This is a genomic window from Streptomyces jumonjinensis, assembly GCF_009600885.1.
GTDB classification, from domain to species: domain Bacteria; phylum Actinomycetota; class Actinomycetes; order Streptomycetales; family Streptomycetaceae; genus Streptomyces; species Streptomyces jumonjinensis.
Genome location: NZ_VCLA01000181.1, coordinates 84,425 through 105,833 on the forward strand (window position 1 = coordinate 84,425; position 21,409 = coordinate 105,833).

The 21,409-nt window shown below is 68.7% G+C and carries 14 protein-coding genes and 1 tRNA gene; 3 read left to right on the forward strand and 12 right to left on the reverse strand.

Going from position 1 to position 21,409, the window contains the following annotated elements; translation table 11 throughout:
• Window positions 1-1,395: a M48 family metalloprotease gene (locus FF041_RS28660; RefSeq protein ID WP_153525496.1), complete on the forward strand. Its 1,395-nt coding sequence runs from the start codon at window positions 1-3 to the stop codon at window positions 1,393-1,395.
• A gap of 497 nt (window positions 1,396-1,892) precedes the next feature.
• On the opposite strand, the gene FF041_RS28665 is transcribed toward FF041_RS28660, so the two are convergent.
• The 10 genes from FF041_RS28665 to FF041_RS28710 all read right to left on the reverse strand — a co-directional run bounded on the left by FF041_RS28665 (window position 1,893) and on the right by FF041_RS28710 (window position 15,375).
• Window positions 1,893-5,801 carry a DNA-directed RNA polymerase subunit beta' gene (locus FF041_RS28665; RefSeq protein ID WP_323392985.1) on the reverse strand — a complete coding sequence of 1,303 codons (3,909 nt, stop codon included), beginning with the start codon at window positions 5,799-5,801 and terminating at the stop codon, window positions 1,893-1,895.
• 104 nt (window positions 5,802-5,905) lie between these two features.
• Entirely contained in the window at window positions 5,906-9,388 is a 3,483-nt protein-coding gene (gene rpoB / locus FF041_RS28670; RefSeq protein ID WP_153486786.1) for a DNA-directed RNA polymerase subunit beta, read from the reverse strand.
• Window positions 9,389-9,987: 599 nt separating this feature from the next.
• Entirely contained in the window at window positions 9,988-10,371 is a 384-nt protein-coding gene (gene rplL / locus FF041_RS28675) for a 50S ribosomal protein L7/L12 (protein WP_153486787.1), read from the reverse strand.
• Between the two features lie 110 nt (window positions 10,372-10,481).
• Window positions 10,482-11,012 carry a 50S ribosomal protein L10 gene (gene rplJ / locus FF041_RS28680; RefSeq protein WP_153486789.1) on the reverse strand — a complete coding sequence of 177 codons (531 nt, stop codon included), beginning with the start codon at window positions 11,010-11,012 and terminating at the stop codon, window positions 10,482-10,484.
• A gap of 409 nt (window positions 11,013-11,421) precedes the next feature.
• The gene (locus FF041_RS28685) at window positions 11,422-12,318 is read right to left on the reverse strand and encodes a hypothetical protein (RefSeq protein WP_153525497.1); all 897 of its coding nucleotides are present in this window, start codon (window positions 12,316-12,318) and stop codon (window positions 11,422-11,424) included.
• Window positions 12,319-12,490: 172 nt separating this feature from the next.
• Window positions 12,491-13,213 carry a 50S ribosomal protein L1 gene (gene rplA / locus FF041_RS28690; RefSeq protein ID WP_323372351.1) on the reverse strand — a complete coding sequence of 241 codons (723 nt, stop codon included), beginning with the start codon at window positions 13,211-13,213 and terminating at the stop codon, window positions 12,491-12,493.
• Window positions 13,214-13,294: 81 nt separating this feature from the next.
• Window positions 13,295-13,729, reverse strand: coding sequence for a 50S ribosomal protein L11 (gene rplK / locus FF041_RS28695; RefSeq protein WP_153486791.1), 435 nt, complete (start codon window positions 13,727-13,729; stop codon window positions 13,295-13,297).
• A 184-nt stretch (window positions 13,730-13,913) separates the two neighbouring features.
• Window positions 13,914-14,822 (reverse strand): transcription termination/antitermination protein NusG, encoded by a 909-nt coding sequence (nusG, locus tag FF041_RS28700; RefSeq protein WP_323392988.1) that lies wholly within the window; start codon window positions 14,820-14,822, stop codon window positions 13,914-13,916.
• 90 nt (window positions 14,823-14,912) lie between these two features.
• Window positions 14,913-15,194: a preprotein translocase subunit SecE gene (gene secE, locus FF041_RS28705; RefSeq protein WP_323372353.1), complete on the reverse strand. Its 282-nt coding sequence runs from the start codon at window positions 15,192-15,194 to the stop codon at window positions 14,913-14,915.
• A 108-nt stretch (window positions 15,195-15,302) separates the two neighbouring features.
• Window positions 15,303-15,375: transfer RNA gene (locus FF041_RS28710), tRNA-Trp, on the reverse strand.
• Between the two features lie 305 nt (window positions 15,376-15,680).
• Between FF041_RS28710 and FF041_RS28715 the strand changes: the two genes are divergently transcribed.
• Both FF041_RS28715 and FF041_RS28720 read left to right on the forward strand, forming a co-directional pair.
• Complete coding sequence (locus FF041_RS28715) at window positions 15,681-16,907, forward strand: pyridoxal phosphate-dependent aminotransferase (protein WP_194292202.1); 1,227 nt, start codon at window positions 15,681-15,683, stop codon at window positions 16,905-16,907.
• A 133-nt stretch (window positions 16,908-17,040) separates the two neighbouring features.
• Window positions 17,041-18,075, forward strand: a complete 1,035-nt coding sequence (locus tag FF041_RS28720; protein ID WP_153525499.1) for an adenosine deaminase — start codon at window positions 17,041-17,043, stop codon at window positions 18,073-18,075.
• A 562-nt stretch (window positions 18,076-18,637) separates the two neighbouring features.
• On the opposite strand, the gene FF041_RS28725 is transcribed toward FF041_RS28720, so the two are convergent.
• Window positions 18,638-19,693, reverse strand: coding sequence for a UDP-N-acetylmuramate dehydrogenase (locus tag FF041_RS28725; RefSeq protein ID WP_323392990.1), 1,056 nt, complete (start codon window positions 19,691-19,693; stop codon window positions 18,638-18,640).
• 74 nt (window positions 19,694-19,767) lie between these two features.
• On the reverse strand, window positions 19,768-21,210 hold the full coding sequence (locus FF041_RS28730) for a DHA2 family efflux MFS transporter permease subunit (protein ID WP_153525501.1): 1,443 nt from the start codon (window positions 21,208-21,210) through the stop codon (window positions 19,768-19,770).
• Window positions 21,211-21,409 lie beyond the last annotated feature (199 nt).

Sequence of the window (21,409 nt, forward strand, 5' to 3'; positions counted from 1 at the left end):
ATGACCCAGCCACCGGCCCAGCCGTCCCCGCACGGCCACCCCGAGTCAGCGGGCACCGAACCGGCCTGCCCCGGCCGCCCCGAGTCAGCGGGGCCCGCGCACCCCGGAACCGACGGCCCGGAGCCGTCCTACCCGGGAGCCGGAGAGCCGTCCTACCCAGGAGCCGAAGGACCCACCTATCCAGGAGCCGGAGAGCCCTCCTACCCGGGGATTCCGGCGCAGGCACCCCCGACGTACCCGACCGCCCAGCAGCCGACGCCCCCGACGTACCCCGCCGCCCCGCAGCCGGCGTACCCCACCGGTCCCGGGCCCGCCTACCCCTCGGCCGCCCCGCAGCCGGCGTACCCCACCGGTCCCGGGCCCGCCTACCTCTCGGCCGCCCCGCAGGGGGAGGCTCCCGCCCCGCCTCCGGCACCACCGGCACCACCGGCAGCGGCCCCCGACCACCACTACATCTCCACCGACCAGCGCCGGGTCCATATCTCCGCGCACCAGCGCCGCACCGACGCCACCGCCGTCGGAAACCTCCTCCTCTACCTCCCCAACTTCCTCGCCAGCCTGTTCGTCGTCGCTCTGGTCTCCGCGTTCTTCGGCGGGCTGGGCCTGATCCTCGTACTGGCCTGGCTGGTCAGCGGGGTGCTGGTGTTCCATCGGCCCACCGAGAGCGCCGTCGCCCGCCGGCTGCTGGGGCTGCGCTACCCGACTCCGCGGGAGCGCGAGCGGCTTGAGCCGGTGTGGCGCGAAGTCACCGCGCGCGCGGGTGTGGAGGGCCGTACGTACGAGCTGTGGATCGAGGACAGCGACGACCTCAACGCGGTCGCCGCCGCGGGTCATATCGTCGGCGTCACCCGTTTCTCGATGAACGCGCTCCCCAGCGGCGAGCTGGCCGCCGTGCTCGCCCATGAGCTGGGCCACCATGTCGGCGGCCACGCCTGGTCCTCGCTGCTGGGCTACTGGTACGCGCTGCCCGGCCGCATCGCCTGGCGGATGATGCGCGCCTTCGGCCGGATCGTCTTCAAGGTGTCCCGGGTGTTCTCCTGCTTCGGCGTCGGCTTTGTGCTGCTGGTCTTCGGCGCCTTCGCCTTCGCCACGATCAGCACGCTGTACGGGCTGCCGCTGCTCGTCCTCGCACTGCCGTACGCCCTCGCCGCGGTGAACAGGCGTGCCGAGCTGCGGGCCGATCAGCACGCGACGGCGCTGGGTTTCGCGCCGATGCTCGCCACCGTGCTGGACAAACTGCACCAGGCCGATCAGCAGCAGGCTCTCGCGGCGCGCGCGCACAACGGCGGTGTCCCGCTCCAGGAGCCGAGCGCGCTGAGCAAGCTGCTCTCCTCGCATCCGGACCACCACACCCGGCTGCACCATCTCCAGCCGTATCTTCAGCCGTCCCGCTGAAGCGGCCCCGGGCAGGAGGCAAGGGCTCTTCTTGAATTCCTTGAATTCTCGGACGGGTCATCCGGCGTCGCCGTCCGGCCGGTCGCCGGGTTCGGGCGGCGCTTCCCGCCGGGTCCGGCGGGAGGCGGGGAGCCTGGGGATGGTGGGCACCTTCGACTTCCGGCTCTTGGGGACGAGGGCGGCGCGGGGACCGGCCTCCTCCGCGCCTCCGTCCCGGTCCTCGGGGACGCCCTCGCCCTCCTGGTTCCGGCGGGGCGACAGGCCCGGGGAGCAACCTCGGCGACGGTGCCGACCCCTGGCCCGCCGACCGGCTCGACGCCCTGGAGCGCGCCCGCTGGCCGCTGGCCGGCATCGCCGCCCTCACCGCGAGCGTCGGACTGATGCTCGCCGTCTGGGAGCTCGCGGGCCGCTAGTCCGTATACACAACGAAATACACAGCGGAAGGGCGGTCACCCCGTGTGCACGGGGTGACCGCCCTTCCGTCGTTTCGCTACCGCTTACTGGTTGTACGGACCGTAGTCGTAGTCCTCCAGCGGAACGGCCTGGCCGGAGCCGGTGCCGAACGGCGAGTAGTCGATGTCGTCGTAGCCGACGGCCGAGTACATCGCGGCCTTGGCCTCCTCGGTGGGCTCCACCCGGATGTTGCGGTAACGGGACAGACCCGTACCGGCCGGGATGAGCTTACCGATGATGACGTTCTCCTTGAGGCCGATCAGGGAGTCCGACTTGGCGTTGATCGCCGCGTCGGTCAGAACCCTGGTCGTCTCCTGGAAGGACGCCGCCGACAGCCACGACTCGGTGGCGAGCGAGGCCTTGGTGATACCCATCAGCTGCGGACGGCCGGAGGCGGGGTGACCGCCCTCGGTGACCACACGACGGTTCTCGGTCTCGAACTTCGAGCGCTCCACGAGCTCGCCCGGCAGCAGCTCCGCGTCGCCGGACTCGATGATCGTCACCCGGCGGAGCATCTGCCGGATGATGATCTCGATGTGCTTGTCGTGGATCGACACACCCTGCGAGTTGTAGACCCGCTGGACTTCGCCGACCAGGTGGACCTGGACCGCGCGCTGGCCGAGGATGCGCAGCACGTCGTGCGGGTTGGTGGCACCCACGGTGAGCTTCTGGCCCACCTCGACGTGGTCGCCCTCGCCCACCAGCAGACGGGCACGCTTCGAGATCGGGAAGGCCGTCTCGTCGCTGCCGTCGTCCGGGGTGACGACGATCTTCTTGGTCTTCTCGGTCTCCTCGATACGGATGCGGCCGGCCGCCTCCGAGATCGGGGAGACACCCTTGGGCGTACGGGCCTCGAACAGCTCGACGACACGCGGCAGACCCTGGGTGATGTCGTCACCGGCCACACCACCGGTGTGGAAGGTACGCATCGTCAGCTGGGTGCCGGGCTCACCGATGGACTGGGCGGCGATGATGCCGACCGCCTCACCGATGTCGACCAGCTTGCCGGTGGCCAGCGAGCGGCCGTAGCAGTACGCACAGGTGCCGACCGCCGACTCACAGGTCAGGACCGAGCGGGTCTTGACCTCCTCGACACCGGCGGCGACCAGGGCGTCGATGAGCACATCGCCGAGGTCGACGTTGGCGGGCGCGATGACCTTGCCGTCGACGACGACGTCCTCGGCGAGCATCCGCGCGTAAACCGACGTCTCGACGTCGTCGGTCTTGCGCAGCACGCCTTCGGCGCTCTTTTCGGCGATCCGCAGCTTGAGGCCGCGGTCGGTGCCACAGTCCTCTTCGCGGATGATGACGTCCTGCGAGACGTCCACCAGACGACGGGTCAGGTAACCCGAGTCGGCGGTACGCAGGGCGGTGTCCGCCAGACCCTTACGGGCGCCGTGGGTGGAGATGAAGTACTCCAGCACGGACAGGCCCTCACGGACCGATGCCTTGATGGGACGCGGGATCGTCTCGTTCTTGGCGTTCGACACCAGACCACGCATACCGGCGATCTGACGCATCTGCATCATGTTTCCACGAGCACCCGAGTCGACCATCATGAAGATGGGGTTCGTCTTCGGGAAGTTCGCGTTCATCGCGTCGGCGACCTCGTTGGTCGCGCGGGTCCAGTTCTCGATGAGCTCGTTCGTGCGCTCCTGCTTGGTGATCAGACCGCGCTCGTACTGCTTCTGGATCTTCTCGTCCTTGGCCTCGTACGAGGCGACGATCGCCTTCTTCGCCTCCGGGACGACGATGTCCGAGACGGCGACGGTGACGCCGGAACGGGTGGCCCAGAAGAAGCCCGCCGCCTTCAGGTTGTCGAGCGTCGCCGCCACGATGACCTTGGGGTAGCGCTCGGCGAGGTCGTTGACGATCTCCGAGAGCTGCTTCTTGCCGACCGAGTAGTCGACGAAGGGGTAGTCCTCGGGCAGCAGCTCGTTGAAGAGCGCGCGGCCCAGAGTCGTACGCAGCCGGAAGCTGTCGCCCTGCTGCCACTCGCCCGCGACGGCGTCGGCGTCCTCGCCGGCCGGCGGGGTCCAGCCGCGCGGCGGGATGGTGCCCACCGGGAAGCGGATGTCGACCTTGGCCTGGAGGGAGAGCTCACGGGCGTCGAACGCCATGATCGCCTCGGCGGTGGAGCCGAAGGCCCGGCCCTCGCCCTTGACCTCGCGCTCCTCTTCGTCCGTGGTGAGGAAGAAGAGGCCCAGCACCATGTCCTGGGTGGGCATGGTGACGGGACGGCCGTCGGCCGGCTTGAGGATGTTGTTCGAGGACAGCATCAGGATGCGGGCCTCGGCCTGCGCCTCCGCGGAGAGCGGCAGGTGGACGGCCATCTGGTCACCGTCGAAGTCCGCGTTGAACGCGGTGCAGACGAGCGGGTGGATCTGGATGGCCTTGCCCTCGACCAGCTGGGGCTCGAAGGCCTGGATGCCGAGGCGGTGCAGCGTGGGCGCACGGTTCAGCAGCACCGGGTGCTCGGCGATGACCTCTTCGAGGACGTCGTACACCACGGTGCGGCCACGCTCGACCATGCGCTTGGCCGACTTGATGTTCTGCGCGTGGTTCAGGTCGACCAGGCGCTTCATCACGAACGGCTTGAACAGCTCAAGGGCCATGGCCTTGGGCAGACCGCACTGGTGCAGCTTGAGCTGCGGACCGACGACGATCACGGAACGCGCGGAGTAGTCCACACGCTTGCCGAGAAGGTTCTGACGGAACCGGCCCTGCTTGCCCTTCAGCATGTCGCTGAGGGACTTCAGGGGGCGGTTGCCGGGGCCCGTGACCGGACGGCCGCGGCGGCCGTTGTCGAACAGCGCGTCGACGGCCTCCTGGAGCATCCGCTTCTCGTTGTTCACGATGATCTCGGGGGCGCCGAGATCGAGCAGACGCTTCAGACGGTTGTTCCGGTTGATCACCCGGCGGTACAGGTCGTTCAGGTCGGAGGTCGCGAAGCGGCCACCGTCCAGCTGCACCATCGGACGCAGGTCCGGCGGGATGACCGGGACGCAGTCCAGCACCATGCCCTTGGGGCTGTTGCTGGTCTGGAGGAAGGCGGAGACGACCTTGAGACGCTTGAGCGCGCGGGTCTTCTTCTGGCCCTTGCCGGTGCGGATGATCTCGCGGAGGCGCTCGGCCTCTTCGTCGAGGTCGAAGGACTCCAGGCGCTTCTGCAGCGCGGCGGCGCCCATCGAACCGTCGAAGTAGGTGCCGAAGCGGTCGCGGAGCTCGCGGTAGAGCAGCTCGTCGCCCTCCAGGTCCTGGACCTTGAGGTTCTTGAAGCGGTTCCACACCTCGTCGAGACGGTCGATCTCGCGCTGGGCGCGGTCGCGCAGCTGCTTCATCTCGCGCTCGGCGCCCTCGCGCACCTTGCGGCGCACATCGGCCTTGGCGCCCTCGGCCTCCAGCTCGGCCAGGTCGGTCTCAAGCTTCTTGGCGCGGGCTTCGAGGTCGGCGTCGCGGCGGTTCTCGACCTGCTGGCGCTCGACGGAGACATGCGCCTCCAGCGAGGGCAGGTCGCGGGTACGACGCTCCTCGTCCACGAACGTGATCATGTACGCGGCGAAGTAGATGACCTTCTCAAGGTCCTTCGGCGCGAGGTCCAGCAGGTAGCCCAGTCGCGACGGGACGCCCTTGAAGTACCAGATGTGGGTGACGGGAGCGGCCAGCTCAATGTGGCCCATCCGCTCACGGCGCACCTTGGCGCGGGTGACCTCTACGCCACAGCGCTCACAGATGATGCCCTTGAAGCGGACACGCTTGTACTTGCCGCAGTAGCACTCCCAGTCCCGGGTCGGACCGAAGATCTTCTCGCAGAAGAGTCCGTCCTTCTCGGGCTTGAGCGTGCGGTAGTTGATCGTCTCGGGCTTCTTGACCTCGCCGTGGGACCACTGGCGAATGTCGTCAGCGGTGGCCAGGCCGATCCGAAGCTCGTCGAAGAAGTTGACGTCGAGCACTATGCGTCAATCCCTCTCAGGGTTGTGTCTCAAGGTGGTCTGTACGGAGTCCTGGGGGCTACGGCCGGGACCGCTTCTCACGAAGCGGTCCCGGCCGGACCCCGTCAGACCTCTTCGACGCTGCTCGGCTCGCGCCGGGACAGGTCGATGCCGAGCTCCTCCGCTGCGCGGAAGACGTCCTCGTCGGTGTCGCGCATCTCGATGGACATGCCGTCCGAGGACAGCACCTCCACGTTGAGGCACAGGGACTGCATCTCCTTGATGAGCACCTTGAAGGACTCGGGGATGCCGGGCTCGGGGATGTTCTCGCCCTTGACGATGGCCTCGTAGACCTTCACTCGGCCGGTGACGTCGTCGGACTTGATGGTCAGCAGCTCCTGGAGGGCGTAGGCGGCGCCGTATGCCTCCAGCGCCCACACCTCCATCTCTCCGAAGCGCTGGCCACCGAACTGGGCCTTACCGCCCAGCGGCTGCTGGGTGATCATCGAGTACGGACCGGTCGACCGGGCGTGCAGCTTGTCGTCGACCAGGTGGTGGAGCTTGAGGATGTACATGTACCCGACCGAGATCGGGTCCGGGAACGGCTCGCCGGAGCGGCCGTCGAACATCCTCGCCTTACCGGACGGGAGCACCATCCGGTCGCCGTCGCGGTTGGGGATCGTGGACTCGAAGAGACCGGCGATCTCGTCCTCGCGGGCGCCGTCGAAGACGGGGGTGGCGACATTGGTGCCGGGCTGGACGTCGTCCGCGCCGATCGCCTTCAGCCGCTCCATCCACTCCTCGTTGCCCTCGACCTTCCAGCCCTGGCTGGCGAGCCAGCCGAGGTGGATTTCGAGGACCTGGCCCGGGTTCATTCGGGACGGGACGCCGAGCGGGTTGAGGATGATGTCGACCGGGGTGCCGTCCTCCAGGAACGGCATGTCCTCGATCGGCAGGATCTTGGAGATGACGCCCTTGTTGCCGTGACGGCCGGCGAGCTTGTCACCATCGGTGATCTTGCGCTTCTGGGCGACGTAGACGCGGACCAGCTGGTTCACGCCCGGGGGCAGCTCGTCGCCCTCCTCGCGGTCGAAGACGCGTACGCCGATGACCTTGCCGATCTCGCCGTGCGGCACCTTCAGCGAGGTGTCACGGACCTCACGGGCCTTCTCACCGAAGATCGCGCGGAGCAGGCGCTCCTCCGGCGTCAGCTCGGTCTCGCCCTTCGGGGTGACCTTGCCGACCAGGATGTCTCCGGCGACGACCTCGGCGCCGATGCGGATGATGCCGCGCTCGTCGAGGTCGGCGAGGACCTCCTCGGAGACGTTCGGGATGTCCCGGGTGATCTCCTCGGGGCCCAGCTTGGTGTCACGGGCGTCGACCTCGTGCTCCTCGATGTGGATCGAGGAGAGGACGTCGTCCTGGACGAGGCGCTGCGACAGAATGATCGCGTCCTCGTAGTTGTGACCCTCCCACGGCATGAACGCGACGAGCAGGTTCTTGCCGAGGGCCATCTCGCCCTCTTCGGTGGCGGGACCGTCGGCGAGCACCTGGCTCTCGACGACCCGGTCGCCCTCGGAGACGATGACCTTCTGGTTGACCGAGGTGCCCTGGTTGGAGCGGGAGAACTTGGCCACCCGGTAGGTGGTGTAGGTGCCGTCGTCGTTGGCGACGGTGATGTAGTCCGCGGAGACCTCCTGGACCACACCGTCCTTCTCCGCCTTGATGACGTCACCGGCGTCGACCGCGCAGCGGTACTCCATGCCGGTGCCGACCAGCGGCGCCTCGGCCGTGATCAGCGGAACGGCCTGACGCATCATGTTCGCGCCCATGAGGGCACGGTTGGCGTCGTCGTGCTCCAGGAAGGGGATCATGGCGGTCGCGACCGACACCATCTGGCGCGGCGAGACGTCCATGTAGTCGACCTCGGCCGGCGGGACGTAGTCGACCTCGCCGCCACGGCGGCGGACCAGCACGCGCGGCTCGGTGAAGCGCATCTCGTCGGAGACGATCGCGTTCGCCTGGGCGATGACGAAGCGGTCCTCCTCGTCGGCGGTCAGGTAGTCGACCTCGTCGGTGACCTGGCCGTCGACGACCTTGCGGTACGGCGTCTCGACGAAGCCGAACGCGTTGACCCGGCCGTAGGAGGCGAGCGAGCCGATCAGACCGATGTTCGGGCCTTCGGGCGTCTCGATCGGGCACATGCGGCCGTAGTGCGAGGGGTGCACGTCACGGACCTCGAAGCCCGCCCGCTCACGGGAGAGACCACCCGGGCCGAGCGCCGACAGACGGCGCTTGTGGGTGAGACCCGACAGCGGGTTGTTCTGGTCCATGAACTGCGACAGCTGGCTGGTGCCGAAGAACTCCTTGATGGAGGCGACGACCGGCCGGATGTTGATCAGGGTCTGCGGCGTGATCGCCTCGACGTCCTGGGTGGTCATGCGCTCGCGCACGACGCGCTCCATACGGGCGAGACCCGTACGGACCTGGTTCTGGATCAGCTCGCCGACGTTACGGAGACGACGGTTGCCGAAGTGGTCGATGTCGTCGGTCTCGACGACGATCTGGGTACCGGACTCGCCGACCGTCTCGGTCTCCCCGGCGTGCAGCTTGACCAGGTACTTGATGGTCGCGATGACATCGTCGGTGGTGAGGACGCCGGCGTCCAGCGGCTCATCCGCGCCGAGCTTCTTGTTCACCTTGTAGCGGCCGACCTTCGCGAGGTCGTAGCGCTTCGGGTTGAAGTAGAGGTTCTCGAGCAGCGTCTGAGCGGCCTCGCGCGTCGGGGGCTCGCCCGGACGCAGCTTGCGGTAGATGTCGAGCAGCGCGTCGTCCTGGCCCTGGGTGTGGTCCTTCTCCAGGGTGGCGCGCATGGACTCGTACTCGCCGAACTCCTCCAGGATCTGCTCGGTCGTCCAGCCGAGAGCCTTGAGCAGCACGGTGACGGACTGCTTGCGCTTGCGGTCGATGCGGACACCGACCATGTCGCGCTTGTCGATCTCCATCTCCAGCCAGGCGCCCCGGGACGGGATGATCTTGGCGGTGTAGATGTCCTTGTCGGACGTCTTGTCGATGGAGGAGTCGAAGTAGACACCCGGCGAGCGGACCAGCTGGGACACCACGACACGCTCGGTGCCGTTGATGACGAAGGTGCCCTTGTTGGTCATGAGCGGGAAGTCGCCCATGAAGACCGTCTGAGACTTGATCTCGCCGGTCTCGTTGTTGGTGAACTCGGCCGTGACGAAGAGCGGCGCGGCGAACGTGAAGTCGCGCTCCTTGCACTCGTCGATGGAGTTCTTAGGAGGCTCGAAGCGGTGGTCGCGGAAGGTCAGCGACATCGACCCGCTGAAGTCCTCGATCGGGGAGATCTCCTCGAAGATCTCCTCCAGACCGGACTTCGTGGGGACGTCCTGTCCACTCTCCAGAGCCGCCTCGACCCGAGCCTTCCACGCGGCATTGCCGAGCAGCCAGTCGAAGCTCTCGGTCTGGAGCGCGAGGAGGTTCGGAACCTCAAGAGGCTCCTTGATCTTTGCAAAGGAGATGCGCAGCGGGGCGGTGCTGGCGCCGTTGTTCGTATTCGCGGTCGAGGCGTTGCGCGAGGCGGCCAAGAGGGGGTCCTTCCGAGGGCTCGGACTCACTACGCGCGTACCGGTCCCAAGCCGTGCACAGGGAGAGAAGTCCCAGGTCAGGGATGGATCAATCCACTGTGCTGATGCGAGGGTATGCCCCTGGTGACGGGCAGGGGGCAGCTAACAGGCAGCGCAAAGGGTCAGTGTAGCCACTTGGCACACTGATGTCCAGTGCGGGTTCTGAAGACCCTCGTTGTTCTCAACTCCGTGCTTGCCCCGCGCCGTGAGGCGCACCTCGATACTGCCCGTTCGGTCGCCGATCCATGCCTCGGATACGGATCGTTGTGACGACGCGTCCTGAGAATTGCGCGCTGCGTGCGGTTCGTCAAGGCCCCCCACCCCGGTCCGGCTGCCGAGATCGTCACTGCCCCGGGGCTGACCTGGGCCGGTCGCGCATAGCGATGATCACCATACTCCCCGGGCGAAGAGTTGCAACGCAGCCCTGACAGCACGCCGAAGGGCGACCACCCGGATGGGTGATCGCCCTTCGCTGAGCCCGGAAAGAGCCTCACTGGGCCCCGAGGGGGCGTCCAGCGAGCCCTGTACGGGCCCGGTGAGTCACTGAGGACTCAGAGAAGTCACTTGACCTCGACGGAGGCGCCGGCGCCCTTGAGGGACTCGGCGGCCTTCTCGGCGGCGTCCTTGGCGACCTTCTCGAGGACGGGCTTCGGGGCGCCGTCCACGAGGTCCTTGGCCTCCTTGAGACCCAGGGAGGTCAGCTCGCGCACGACCTTGATGACCTGGATCTTCTTGTCACCGGCGGCGGTGAGGATGACGTCGAACTCGTCCTGCTCCTCGACGGCCTCAGCGGCGGCGGCAGCGCCACCGGCGGCGGCGACGGCGACCGGGGCAGCGGCGGTGACGTCGAAGCGCTCCTCGAAGGCCTTCACGAACTCGGAGAGCTCGATGAGGGTCATCTCGTCGAACTGGGCAAGCAGGTCGTCCTGGCTGAGCTTCGCCATGATGGGCGGTCCTTCCACTAATTCGGCTGGTGCCGGATGTATATGACGGCGGGCGTTCGGCCCGCTGCGATCAGCGCGTGCAGACAGCGCCGATCAATGCGCGAGCCGAATTACTCGGCACCGCCCTGCTCGGCCTTCTTGGCACGAAGCGCCTCCGCGGTGCGGACGAACTTCGAGGGAAGCGCCTGGAAGAGCGCGGCAGCCTGGGACTGCTTGCCCTTCATGGCGCCCGCCAGCTTGGCGAGCAGAACCTCGCGGGACTCGAGGTCCGCGAGCTTCTTGATCTCATCGGCGGACAGCGCCTTGCCATCAAGGACACCGCCCTTGATGATCAGGTTGGGGTTGTCCTTGGCGAAGTCACGGAGACCCTTCGCCGACTCCACCGGGTCACCGGTGACGAAGGCAACAGCCGTCGGACCATTGAACAGGTCGTCGAGCGTGTCGATCCCGGCCTCGTTGGCCGCAATCTTGGTCAGCGTGTTCTTCACCACGGCGTACTGGGCGTTCTCACCGAGCGAACGGCGCAGCTGCTTGAGCTGTGCCACGGTGAGACCCCGGTACTCGGTCAGCACAGCGGCGTTCGAGCTGCGGAACTGGTCCGCCAGCTCGGCTACCGCGGCAGCCTTGTCGGGCCTTGCCATGAGCGTCGGCCTCCTTCCGGGTGATGAGGACCGCGCGGACCCGAAGGAGGGGGCTGGGCAAAACAAAACGCCCCGGCGCAGGCGCACGGGGCGTAGCTCGACCGACACGAGTTCGGGAGCTTTCCACGGTCACCTACGCGGGTCGTCCGTTGCTAGCGGATCCTTCGGTTGCCGCACTCTCATGAAATGAGCACGCGGCAACGACCAGCGGTCTTTGGCTTCTGTGGAAGAGTACGCGAGCGGATCGCGCTGACGCAAATCCGCCCCCGGCGGCGGGCCGGGGCGGGTGTCCGCCGGGCGTCCGGCAGGTGCCCGGCGGGCGTCCGGCGGGTGCCCGGCGGGTGCCCGGCGGGCGTTCGGCGGGCGTCAGCCCTGGTCGGGGCCCTTCCGCTCGCCCTCGGACTGCTTCTCAGGGCGCGTCCTCGGCCGGCTTTTCAAGACGGTCCCCGGACTGCTTCTCAAGACCGCCGAGCAGCTCCATCAGGTCATAGGTCTCATCGGCGGGCGGCGCCTTCACCTCGGCGTCGATCCCGTACTCCGTGAAGACGCCGACCAGGCCCACCTCGCCGTCGGCGGTCCTCATGGTGAGATCCATCTTCACCGGGAGATCGTTCTCGTCCAGCCAGATCTCGGTCTCGTACCCCTTGATCCGGGCCTCCTTCATGGCGGAGACGAGCGCGTCGTGCTTCTTCTCGCCGAGCACCTTCGCCGACTCACCGGAGTCGATCATCTGCTGGAGCGTGACGGCGCCCCGGTAGCACTGGGCCGGGACTCCGTCGATCTTCTCCTCGCCGACGTGCTGCACATCCGGCGAGTCCAGCAGCACGGCCAGCTGCTTGGCCGGATCCTGGTCCACCGCCTCCATGCCGCCGGTCATCTGGCTCAGCAGCCGCTCGTCCGCCTGCTTCTCGGCGAGGGCGGCGTAGTCCACCTTCATCCAGCGCTTGCCGTCCATCTCCTTGGCAGCCGCCGCTCCGGCGTCGACATAGGAGATGTCGCCCACCCACCGCGTCCGGACCTTCTCGCCGGAGGGGTAGCTCATCGACATGTCCACCACCGAGGGGTTCCAGCCCATGACACCGGAGAGCTCCAGCTCACCGGCGCCGCCCATCATGGACTCGGGCATGGAGACGGTGAGCTCGGCCTTGGCCGCCGAGGCCGCCGAGGTCTTCTCGTACGCCGCGGTGAGGACCTGCGCCACCGAGCGCTCCTGATCGCCGGAGTCGGCGCTACAGCCCGCCAGAGCGGCTATCGCCACCGCGGCCGTCAGCGGCACACCGAAGCGATTTCCTATGGTCTTACCCATTCCCACCCCTTTGTGCTTTTCTACGAACTTCTCAACACTAATTGACAGGCCCAACCGGAAAACAGACCGGAAAACAACAGAAACCGGCCCCCGCGCCTGGTGAGAGGCGTGGGGGCCGGTTTTCGCTGCTGTGCTCCCGCTGCGCGCGGAAGGCCCGCGGCTGCCGTCAGAATCAGACGGCGGCCGGGTCCTCCTCGACGAGCAGGTTACGGGTGCGGTTGGAGTCCAGCGGGATGCCGGGGCCCATCGTCGTGGTCAGGGTCGCCTTCTTGATGTAGCGGCCCTTCGCGGCGGACGGCTTCAGACGGAGGATCTCCTCCAGCGCCGCGGCGTAGTTCTCGACCAGCTTCGTCTCGTCGAAGGAGACCTTGCCGATGATGAAGTGCAGGTTCGAGTGCTTGTCGACGCGGAACTCGATCTTGCCGCCCTTGATGTCGGTCACAGCCTTGGCGACATCGGGGGTGACGGTGCCGGTCTTCGGGTTCGGCATCAGACCACGCGGACCGAGCACCCGGCCGAGGCGGCCGACCTTGCCCATGAGGTCCGGGGTGGCGACGACGGCGTCGAAGTCCAGACGGCCCTTCGCCACCTCGTCGATCAGCTCGTCGGCGCCGATGATGTCGGCGCCCGCGGCACGCGCGGCCTCGGCACGGTCGCCGGTCGCGAAGACCAGGACCCGGGCGGTCTTGCCGGTGCCGTGCGGAAGGTTCACGGTGCCACGGACCATCTGGTCGGCCTTGCGCGGGTCAACACCCAGGCGGAAGGCGACCTCGACGGTGCCGTCGAACTTGCTGGAGGCGGTGTCCTTGGCGATACGGACGGCCTCGAGCGGGGCGTAGTTACGCTCCCGGTCGATCTTGGCGTCCGCAGCGCGGAGATTCTTGCTGCGCTTCACTTCTTCTCCTGCGTTGTTTCAGGTGTGGAGTCGTGGTGCGGACCAGCGCGTGGTCCTACCACAGAGGTCAGACGGGGACTGTCAGCCCTCGACCGTGATGCCCATGGAACGGGCGGTGCCGGCGATGATCTTGCTCGCGGCGTCCAGGTCGTTGGCGTTCAGGTCGGGCATCTTGGTCGCGGCGATGTCGCGGACCTGGGCGCTCGTAAGCTTGGCGACCTTGGTCTTGTGCGGCTCGCCGGAGCCCTTGTCCACACCCGCGGCCTTGAGGATCAGCTTGGCGGCCGGCGGAGTCTTGGTGATGAAGGTGAAGGTACGGTCCTCGTAGACCGTGATCTCCACCGGCACGACCATGCCACGCTGCGACTCGGTCGCGGCGTTGTAGGCCTTGCAGAACTCCATGATGTTGACGCCGTGCTGACCCAGCGCGGGGCCGACCGGCGGAGCCGGGTTGGCCGCGCCGGCCTGGATCTGGAGCTTGATAAGCCCCGTGACCTTCTTCTTCTTGGGAGGCATTGCTCTCTCCGGGTCCTAGTGAGAGTTTTCAGCTTCCATCCGGTCATCCGGATGGAGGCATACCGCACAACAATAACGGGTATGGCTGTCCGGTTAAAAACCGACAGGTCAGAACCGCCCTGAAAGGCGGCCCTGACCTGTCGGAAGCAGCTGTCCCGGCGTCCGCCCCCGAAGGGCGGGGGGACTAGTTCTTCTGGATCTGGTCGAAGCTGAGCTCGACCGGGGTCTCGCGGCCGAAGATCTCGACCAGGCCCTTGACCTTCTTCGAGTCGGCGTTGATCTCGTTGATCGTGGCCTGGAGGGTGGCGAAGGGGCCGTCCGTGACGGTGACCGAGTCGCCGACCTCGAAGTCCAGCACCTGGACCTCGACCTTGCGGGCCGGAGCCGGCTTGCCCTCGGCCTCGGCGGCCTCGCGGGCGGCCTTCTCCTCGGCCTCCGGGGCGAGCATCTTGACGATCTCGTCCAGGGTCAGCGGGTACGGGTCATAGGCGTTGCCCACGAAGCCGGTGACGCCGGGCGTGTTGCGGACGACGCCCCAGGACTCGTTGGTGAGGTCCATACGGACCAGGACGTAGCCGGGAAGCTTGTTCTGGCGGACGTTCTTACGCTCGCCGTTCTTGATCTGGACGATCTCTTCCTCGGGCACTTCGGCCTGGTAGATGAACTCCTCGACGTTCAGCGAGACGGCGCGCTGCTCCAGGTTCGCCTTGACCCGCTTCTCGTAGCCGGCGTAGGTGTGGATCACATACCACTCGCCGGGCAGCAGGCGCAGCTCCTCGCGGAGCGCGGCGATGGGGTCGACCGGGGCCGTCTCGGGCTCCTCGGCGACCTCTTCCTCTTCCGCTTCTTCCGCTTCTTCCGCTTCCGCGACGACCTCGGCCACGCCTTCGGCGTCGACCTCGATCAGGGCCTCGGTGTCGTCCTCGATGTGCAGCGCGGCTTCCTCGGCCGGCTCGCCGGCCTCGGCGTCAGCAGCTTCCGCCTGGTCTTCGTCGGCCGCCTCAACGATGTCGAGCTCGTCCTCGGCGGACTCGGCGGACTCGAAGCTCTCGTCGCCGGGCTCAACGGCCTCGTTCAGGTTCGGGTCAGACACGGTGGCTGCTTCTTTCTGGATACAGATGGGTGGAACATGCGAAAGGCCGCCGTCATGCCGATAAGCCCTTGGCCGACGCCCTTCGCGGGATCAGCCAAAGACGTACTTGACGACTTCCTGGAATCCATAGTCCATCACGGTCACCAGACCGATCATGATGACGACGAAGACAATCACCACGGTGGTGTACGTCGTCAGCTGGTTACGCGTGGGCCAGACGACCTTACGCAGCTCGGCGACGATCTGCCGGTAGAAGAGCGCCAAACGGCCGAGAGGGCCCTTTTTCCCGCGCTTGCCGCCCTTGCGCGACTTCTTCTGGGGCGCCTCGTCCTCGGCATCAGGCGTGTCGATGGAGCCCACGGCGTCCGTCACGTTCTTTCACCTGATTCCGGGTCGTGGCCGTGCCGCGCCCGGTGGAGCCGCACGGCGATTCATGGAATGTACGTACATGCGCACACAGCCTGGCGAAGGTGTGTGTAGCAGGGCCGGAGGGACTTGAACCCCCAACCGCTGGTTTTGGAGACCAGTGCTCTACCAATTGAGCTACGACCCTTTGTGGCTTCCCCAACCTACCCCATCCGGAGATGTGGTCGGTGCGGGCCAACGAGCAGTGAGTGTACGTGGTCACAGGCCCGGCGTCGAACAGATAGCTCCGGAGAGGTTCTTGCCCGCCACCGGTCAGCGCTCCGCGAGCGGCTCTGGAACCGCTCCGCGAGCGCTCCGGGACCGCGCCGCGGGGAGCGCCGCCCGACTCCGCCCCCCGGCCCTCCCCTTGCTCCGCACGGCGGGCCCGGGGCCGGTGTCCGGGAATCGAAACACCTGTGCCCCGGCCCGGGGCCGTCTGGGACGATGGACCGTATGAGCGCTGCAACCCCTCCCACCGAGCGCCGGGTCTCCGCCCGCGTCGGTGCGATCTCCGAGTCCGCGACCCTCGCCGTCGACGCCAAGGCCAAGGCCCTCAAGGCCGCCGGGCGCCCGGTGATCGGCTTCGGCGCGGGAGAGCCCGACTTCCCGACGCCCGACTACATCGTCGAGGCCGCCGTCGAGGCCTGCCGCACCCCGAAGTACCACCACTACACCCCGGCGGGCGGCCTGCCCGAGCTGAAGAAGGCCATCACGGCGAAGACCCTGCGCGACTCCGGCTATGAGGTCGACCCGGCGCAGGTGCTGGTGACCAACGGCGGCAAGCAGGCGATCTACGAGGCGTTCGCGGCGATCCTGGACCCGGGCGACGAGGTCGTCGTCCCCGCGCCGTACTGGACCACCTACCCCGAGTCGATCCGCCTCGCGGGCGGGGTGCCGGTCGAGGTCGTGGCCGATGAGACCACCGGCTACCGCGTCTCCGTCGAGCAGCTGGAGGCGGCCCGCACCGAGCGCACCAAGGTGGTCGTCTTCGTCTCGCCGTCCAACCCGACCGGCGCGGTCTACAGCCGTGAGGACACCGAGGCGATCGGCCGCTGGGCCGTGGAGCACGGTCTGTGGGTGCTCACCGACGAGATCTACGAGCACCTGGTGTACGGCGACGCCGTCTTCACCTCGCTCCCGGCGGTCGTGCCCGAGATCCGCGACAAGTGCCTCGTGGTCAACGGCGTGGCGAAGACGTACGCCATGACCGGCTGGCGCGTGGGGTGGATCATCGGCCCCAAGGACGTGGTGAAGGCCGCGACCAACCTCCAGTCCCACGCCACCTCGAACGTCTCGAATGTGGCCCAGGCAGCGGCGCTCGCGGCGGTCTCCGGCGATCTGGAGGCCGTGGCCGCGATGCGGGAGGCGTTCGACCGCCGCCGGCAGACCATCGTGCGGATGCTCAACGAGATCGACGGCGTCCTCTGCCCGGAGCCCGAGGGCGCGTTCTACGCGTACCCCTCGGTGAAGGCGCTCCTCGGCAAGGAGATCCGGGGGAAGCGTCCCGCGACCTCGGTGGAGCTGGCGGCGCTGATCCTGGACGAGGCCGAGGTGGCGGTGGTCCCGGGCGAGGCGTTCGGCACCCCCGGCTATCTGCGGCTGTCGTACGCGCTGGGCGACGAGGACCTGGTGGAGGGCGTCTCCCGGCTCCAGAAGCTGCTGGCCGAGGCGACTGACTGACCCCCTTCCCCGTACGGCGCCACTCCAGCAGGTCCCGGGGTGGCGCCGTTCCCGTGTTCGGACGGCAATCCGATCGGGAATCCGATCGGGAATCCGCTTACGTCCCGGACGGCCCGTACGGCAGGATCCGGGGATGGAGCATGTACGTGACGTAAGCCGGCTACCCAAAGCGCATCTGCATCTGCACTTCACCGGGTCGATGCGCCCGACCACCCTGCTCGAACTGGCCGACAAGTACGGCGTTCACCTCCCCGACGCTCTGACCAGCGGTGAGCCGCCCCGGCTGCGCGCCACCGATGAGCGCGGCTGGTTCCGCTTCCAGCGGCTCTACGACATCGCGCGGTCCTGTCTGCGCACCCCCGACGACATCCGCCGGCTGGTGCGGGAGGCGGCCGAGGAGGACCTCAAGGACGGCTCCGGCTGGCTGGAGATCCAGGTCGACCCCACCTCGTACGCCCCCATGCTCGGCGGGCTGATCCCCGCGCTGGAGATCATCCTCGACGCCGTGGAGAGCGCCTCCCGGGAGACCGGGCTCGGCATCCGGGTGCTGGTGGCCGCCAACCGGATGAAGCACCCGCTGGACGCCCGTACGCTCGCCCGGCTCGCCGTACGGCACGCGGACCGCGGAATCGTCGGCTTCGGGCTCTCCAACGACGAACGCCGCGGGATGGCCAGGGACTTCGACCGCGCCTTCGCCATCGCACGGGAGGGCGGGCTGCTCGCCGCGCCGCACGGCGGGGAGCTGAGCGGTCCGGCGTCCGTACGGGACTGTCTGGACGATCTGCGCGCCTCGCGGATCGGGCACGGCGTACGCGCCGCCGAGGACCCCCGGCTGCTGCGGAAGCTGGCCGAGCGCCAGGTGACCTGCGAGGTGTGCCCGGCGTCCAATGTGGCGCTGGGGGTGTACGAGAAGCCCGAGGACGTGCCGCTGCGCACGCTGTACGACGCCGGGGTGCCGATGGCGCTGGGCGCGGACGATCCGCTGCTCTTCGGGTCGCGGCTGGCCGCTCAGTACGAGTTCGCCCGGCGGCACCACGACTTCACCGACACCGAGCTGGCCGAGCTGGCCCGGCAGTCGGTCCGCGGCTCGGCGGCGCCCGCGCCGGTCCGCGACGGGATGCTCGCCGGGATCGACGACTGGCTCAAGGAGGAGCCGACCGGGGTGTGAATCCGGCCGGCAGGGTGCGGGGGCTTCGGGGTGCTTCGGGCTTGGTGCGGGGCTTCGGGGCTGGGCGGGGCCCTTGCCGGGTGCGGGTGCTTCGGGGTGGGGCTGGGGTGCGGTGTGCTGGGGTCCGGTGTCCGCTCCGGGGTGGTGCCGGGACTCATGATTTACGGCGCGTTTCCAGTCCCTGTTTGATGGCGGGCCTCCTTTGCGCCACAAAATCACGTTTTACGTCCCGGCACCACCCCTGCGCGGCCCCCTCCCATGAGACCTCAACCGCCCGCCAGCCGATCCCGGAAGAACCAGCCCGTCCGGCGGCCAAAATCAGCCCCTCCGGCGATTGAGGCGCGGGGGTTCGGGGGCTGGCCCCCGACAAGGGCCCGCGCCCGGCAGGGCGGCTCGCACACAAGATCCAGCCTCGCCAGCGGCGAGCAGGGGCGCAAAATTCAGCCCCGCCGGCGATTGAGGCGCGGGGGTTCGGGGGCTGGCCCCCGACGAGGGCCCGACGCCGGGCAGGGTAGCCCCCTCCCGCCGCCGGGCGGTGCGCCTGAGCGGCTCGGTTCCCGGGTCAGAGGCTGACGCCGACCGTCACCGGCTCGTTGACCAGGGTGACCCCGAAGGCGTCCCGCACCCCGGCCACGACCTCGCGGGCGAGGGCGAGCAGATCCTCGGTGGTGGCCTCGCCCCGGTTGGTGAGCGCGAGGGTGTGCTTGGTGGAGATGCGCGCCGGTCCGCTTCCGTACCCCTTGGCGAAGCCCGCCTTGTCGATCAGCCAGGCCGCCGAGGTCTTGGTCCGTCCGTCTCCGGCCGGGTAGGCGGGCGGGGCCGTCTCCTCGCCGAGGCGCTCGCGGACCCGGTCGAGGAACGCCGCGTACTGCCCGGCGTCCAGGACGGGGTTGGTGAAGAAGGATCCGGCGGACCATGTGTCGTGGTCGGCGGGGTCCAGGACCATGCCCTTGCCCGCGCGCAGACCGAGTACGGTCTCGCGGACCGTGGCGAGCTCGGCCCGGCCCCCGGGCTCGACGCCGAGGACCCGGGCGGTCTCCGCGTACCTGACCGGCGCGGAGAGCCCGCCCGCGTCCTCCAGACCGAAGCGGACGCGCAGCACCACATAGCGCTCGGGGTGCTCCTTGAAACGGCTGTGGCGGTACGAGAACGCGCACTCGGCGTTGGAGAGGACGACCGTCTCCCCCGCGCGGCGGTCGTAGGCGACGACCTCGGTGATCGTGGCGGAGACCTCCTGGCCGTACGCCCCCACGTTCTGGATCGGCGTGGCACCGGCGGAGCCGGGGATTCCGGCGAGGCACTCGATGCCCGCGAGCCCGGCGGCGACCGTATGGGCCACGGCCTCGGTCCACACCTCGCCCGCCGCCAGCTCCAGCCGTGTGCCGTCGAGGCGGAGGCCCTTGGTCGCGATGCGCAGGGCCGTTCCGTCGAAGCCCTTGTCGCCGATGACCAGATTGCTGCCGCCGCCGATGATCAGCAGCGGGGTGCCGCTCTCGTCGGCCTCGCGGACGGCGGCGATCACCTCGTCGTCGGTGACGGCGGTGATGAGCCGGTTCGCGGGGCCGCCGAGCCGGAAGGTGGTCAGGGGGGCGAGGGGGGCGTCGTGGAGTTCCTGCACGGGCACAAGAGTACGGTCAGGGGCGGCCGGCCCCGGGAACCGCCCGTGACCGGCCGCCCGCCGTGGCGGTCCGCTCAGACTGCGGCGGGCGACTGAGCCGCCGGTTCCTTGGGTCGCGCCGGGGTCGCTGTGTCCATGGGCCGTCGCCCGGGGACGAGCAGCGCGGCCAGTGCGCCGAGCGCGACGGCCCCCGCCCCGGCCCAGAGCGCGGGGACCGTCCCGTCGCTGAAGGCCCGGTCCGACGCGAAGCCGCCCTGGGCGGCGAAGACCGCGCCCAGCACGGCGACGCCGAGCGCTCCCCCGACCTCGCGCAGGGCGCTGTTGGCTCCCGACGCGATGCCCTGCTCGCCCGGGGCGACGCTGGACATCACGATGCCCGCCGCCGGCGCGAAGTACAGCGCCATCCCGAACCCGCCGACGATCAGTCCGGGCAGCTGGGACGCATAGCTCACGCCCGGCTCCAGCATCAGGGCGAAGAGGGCGAGCCCGGCGGCCTGGAGGGCCAGTCCGGCGACGACCACAGGACGCCCGCCGATCCGGTCCGAGAGATATCCGGCCAGCGGCGCGACCAGCAGCGGCATCCCGGTCCAGGGCAGCATCCGCAGCCCTGCCTCGGTCGGCGAGTAACCGGCCACACCTTGGAAGAACTGACTGAGCAGAAAGATGGAGCCGAACATGCCGAAGAACATCAGCAGACCCGCCGCGTTGATCCCGAGAAAGGCCCGGTTACGGAAGAGACGCATGGGGAGCATGGGGTGGCGGCTGATGCTGCCGTGCCGGATGAACGCCAGCAGAAGGGCCGTCCCCACGGTCAGCCCGCTCAGCACGGAAACGCTGCTCCAGCCCGCCGCATGGCCGTTGACCAGGGCGTAGACGATGCCGAAGAGCCCGCCGCTGACGAGCAGGGTGCCGGGGACGTCGAGCCGGGCGTTCGGAGCGTACGACTCCGCCAGGCGCAGCCGGGCGAGCGGGAGCAGTACCAGACCGATCGGCACATTCAGCCAGAAGATCCACTGCCAGGAGATGTGCTCGGTGAGGCTGCCGCCGATGAGCGGGCCGCCGGCCACGGCGACGCCGGTCAGCGCGCCGTAGAGGCCGAGGGCCGCGCCCCGGCGGGCGGCGGGGACGGCGGCCGTGAGCAGGGTCAGGGTGAGCGGCATCATGATCGCGGCGCCGGCCCCCTGGACGGCGCGGGCGGCGATGAGGGCGGTGATGCCCGGGGCGAGCGCGGCGGCGGCCGAGGCCGCCGTGAAGATCGCCAGTCCCACGGTGAAGAGCCGGCGGCGGCCGAAGCGGTCGCCGAGGGCCGCGCCGAGCATGAGCAGGACGGCGAAGGAGAGGGTGTAGGAGTTCACCGTCCACTCCAGATCCGTCAGCGCGCCTCCGAGATCCTGGCGGATGGCGGGCAGGGCGGTGGTGACGACGAGATTGTCGAGGGCCGCCATGAATCCGGCGGCTCCGGTGATGAGAAGCGTCCACGCGGGGGTGGAACGCCGGGTCGCAGTCGGCTGTCGCATGACTCCTCCAGTAACTTAGCTATTGATCACTAACTTCTCTGCTCATACGGCGGCGCGTGCCACCGGAAAAAACGGGCGAGCCCGCGCCCGGCTGGGGGCTCGGTGTCATCGGGGACCGGAGCTCGGGGTTTCGGGATTCCGTGCCCTGATGGAGTGGGGGCGCGGCGGCCGGTCTGCCCCGGGGTCGGCCCAGCCCCGG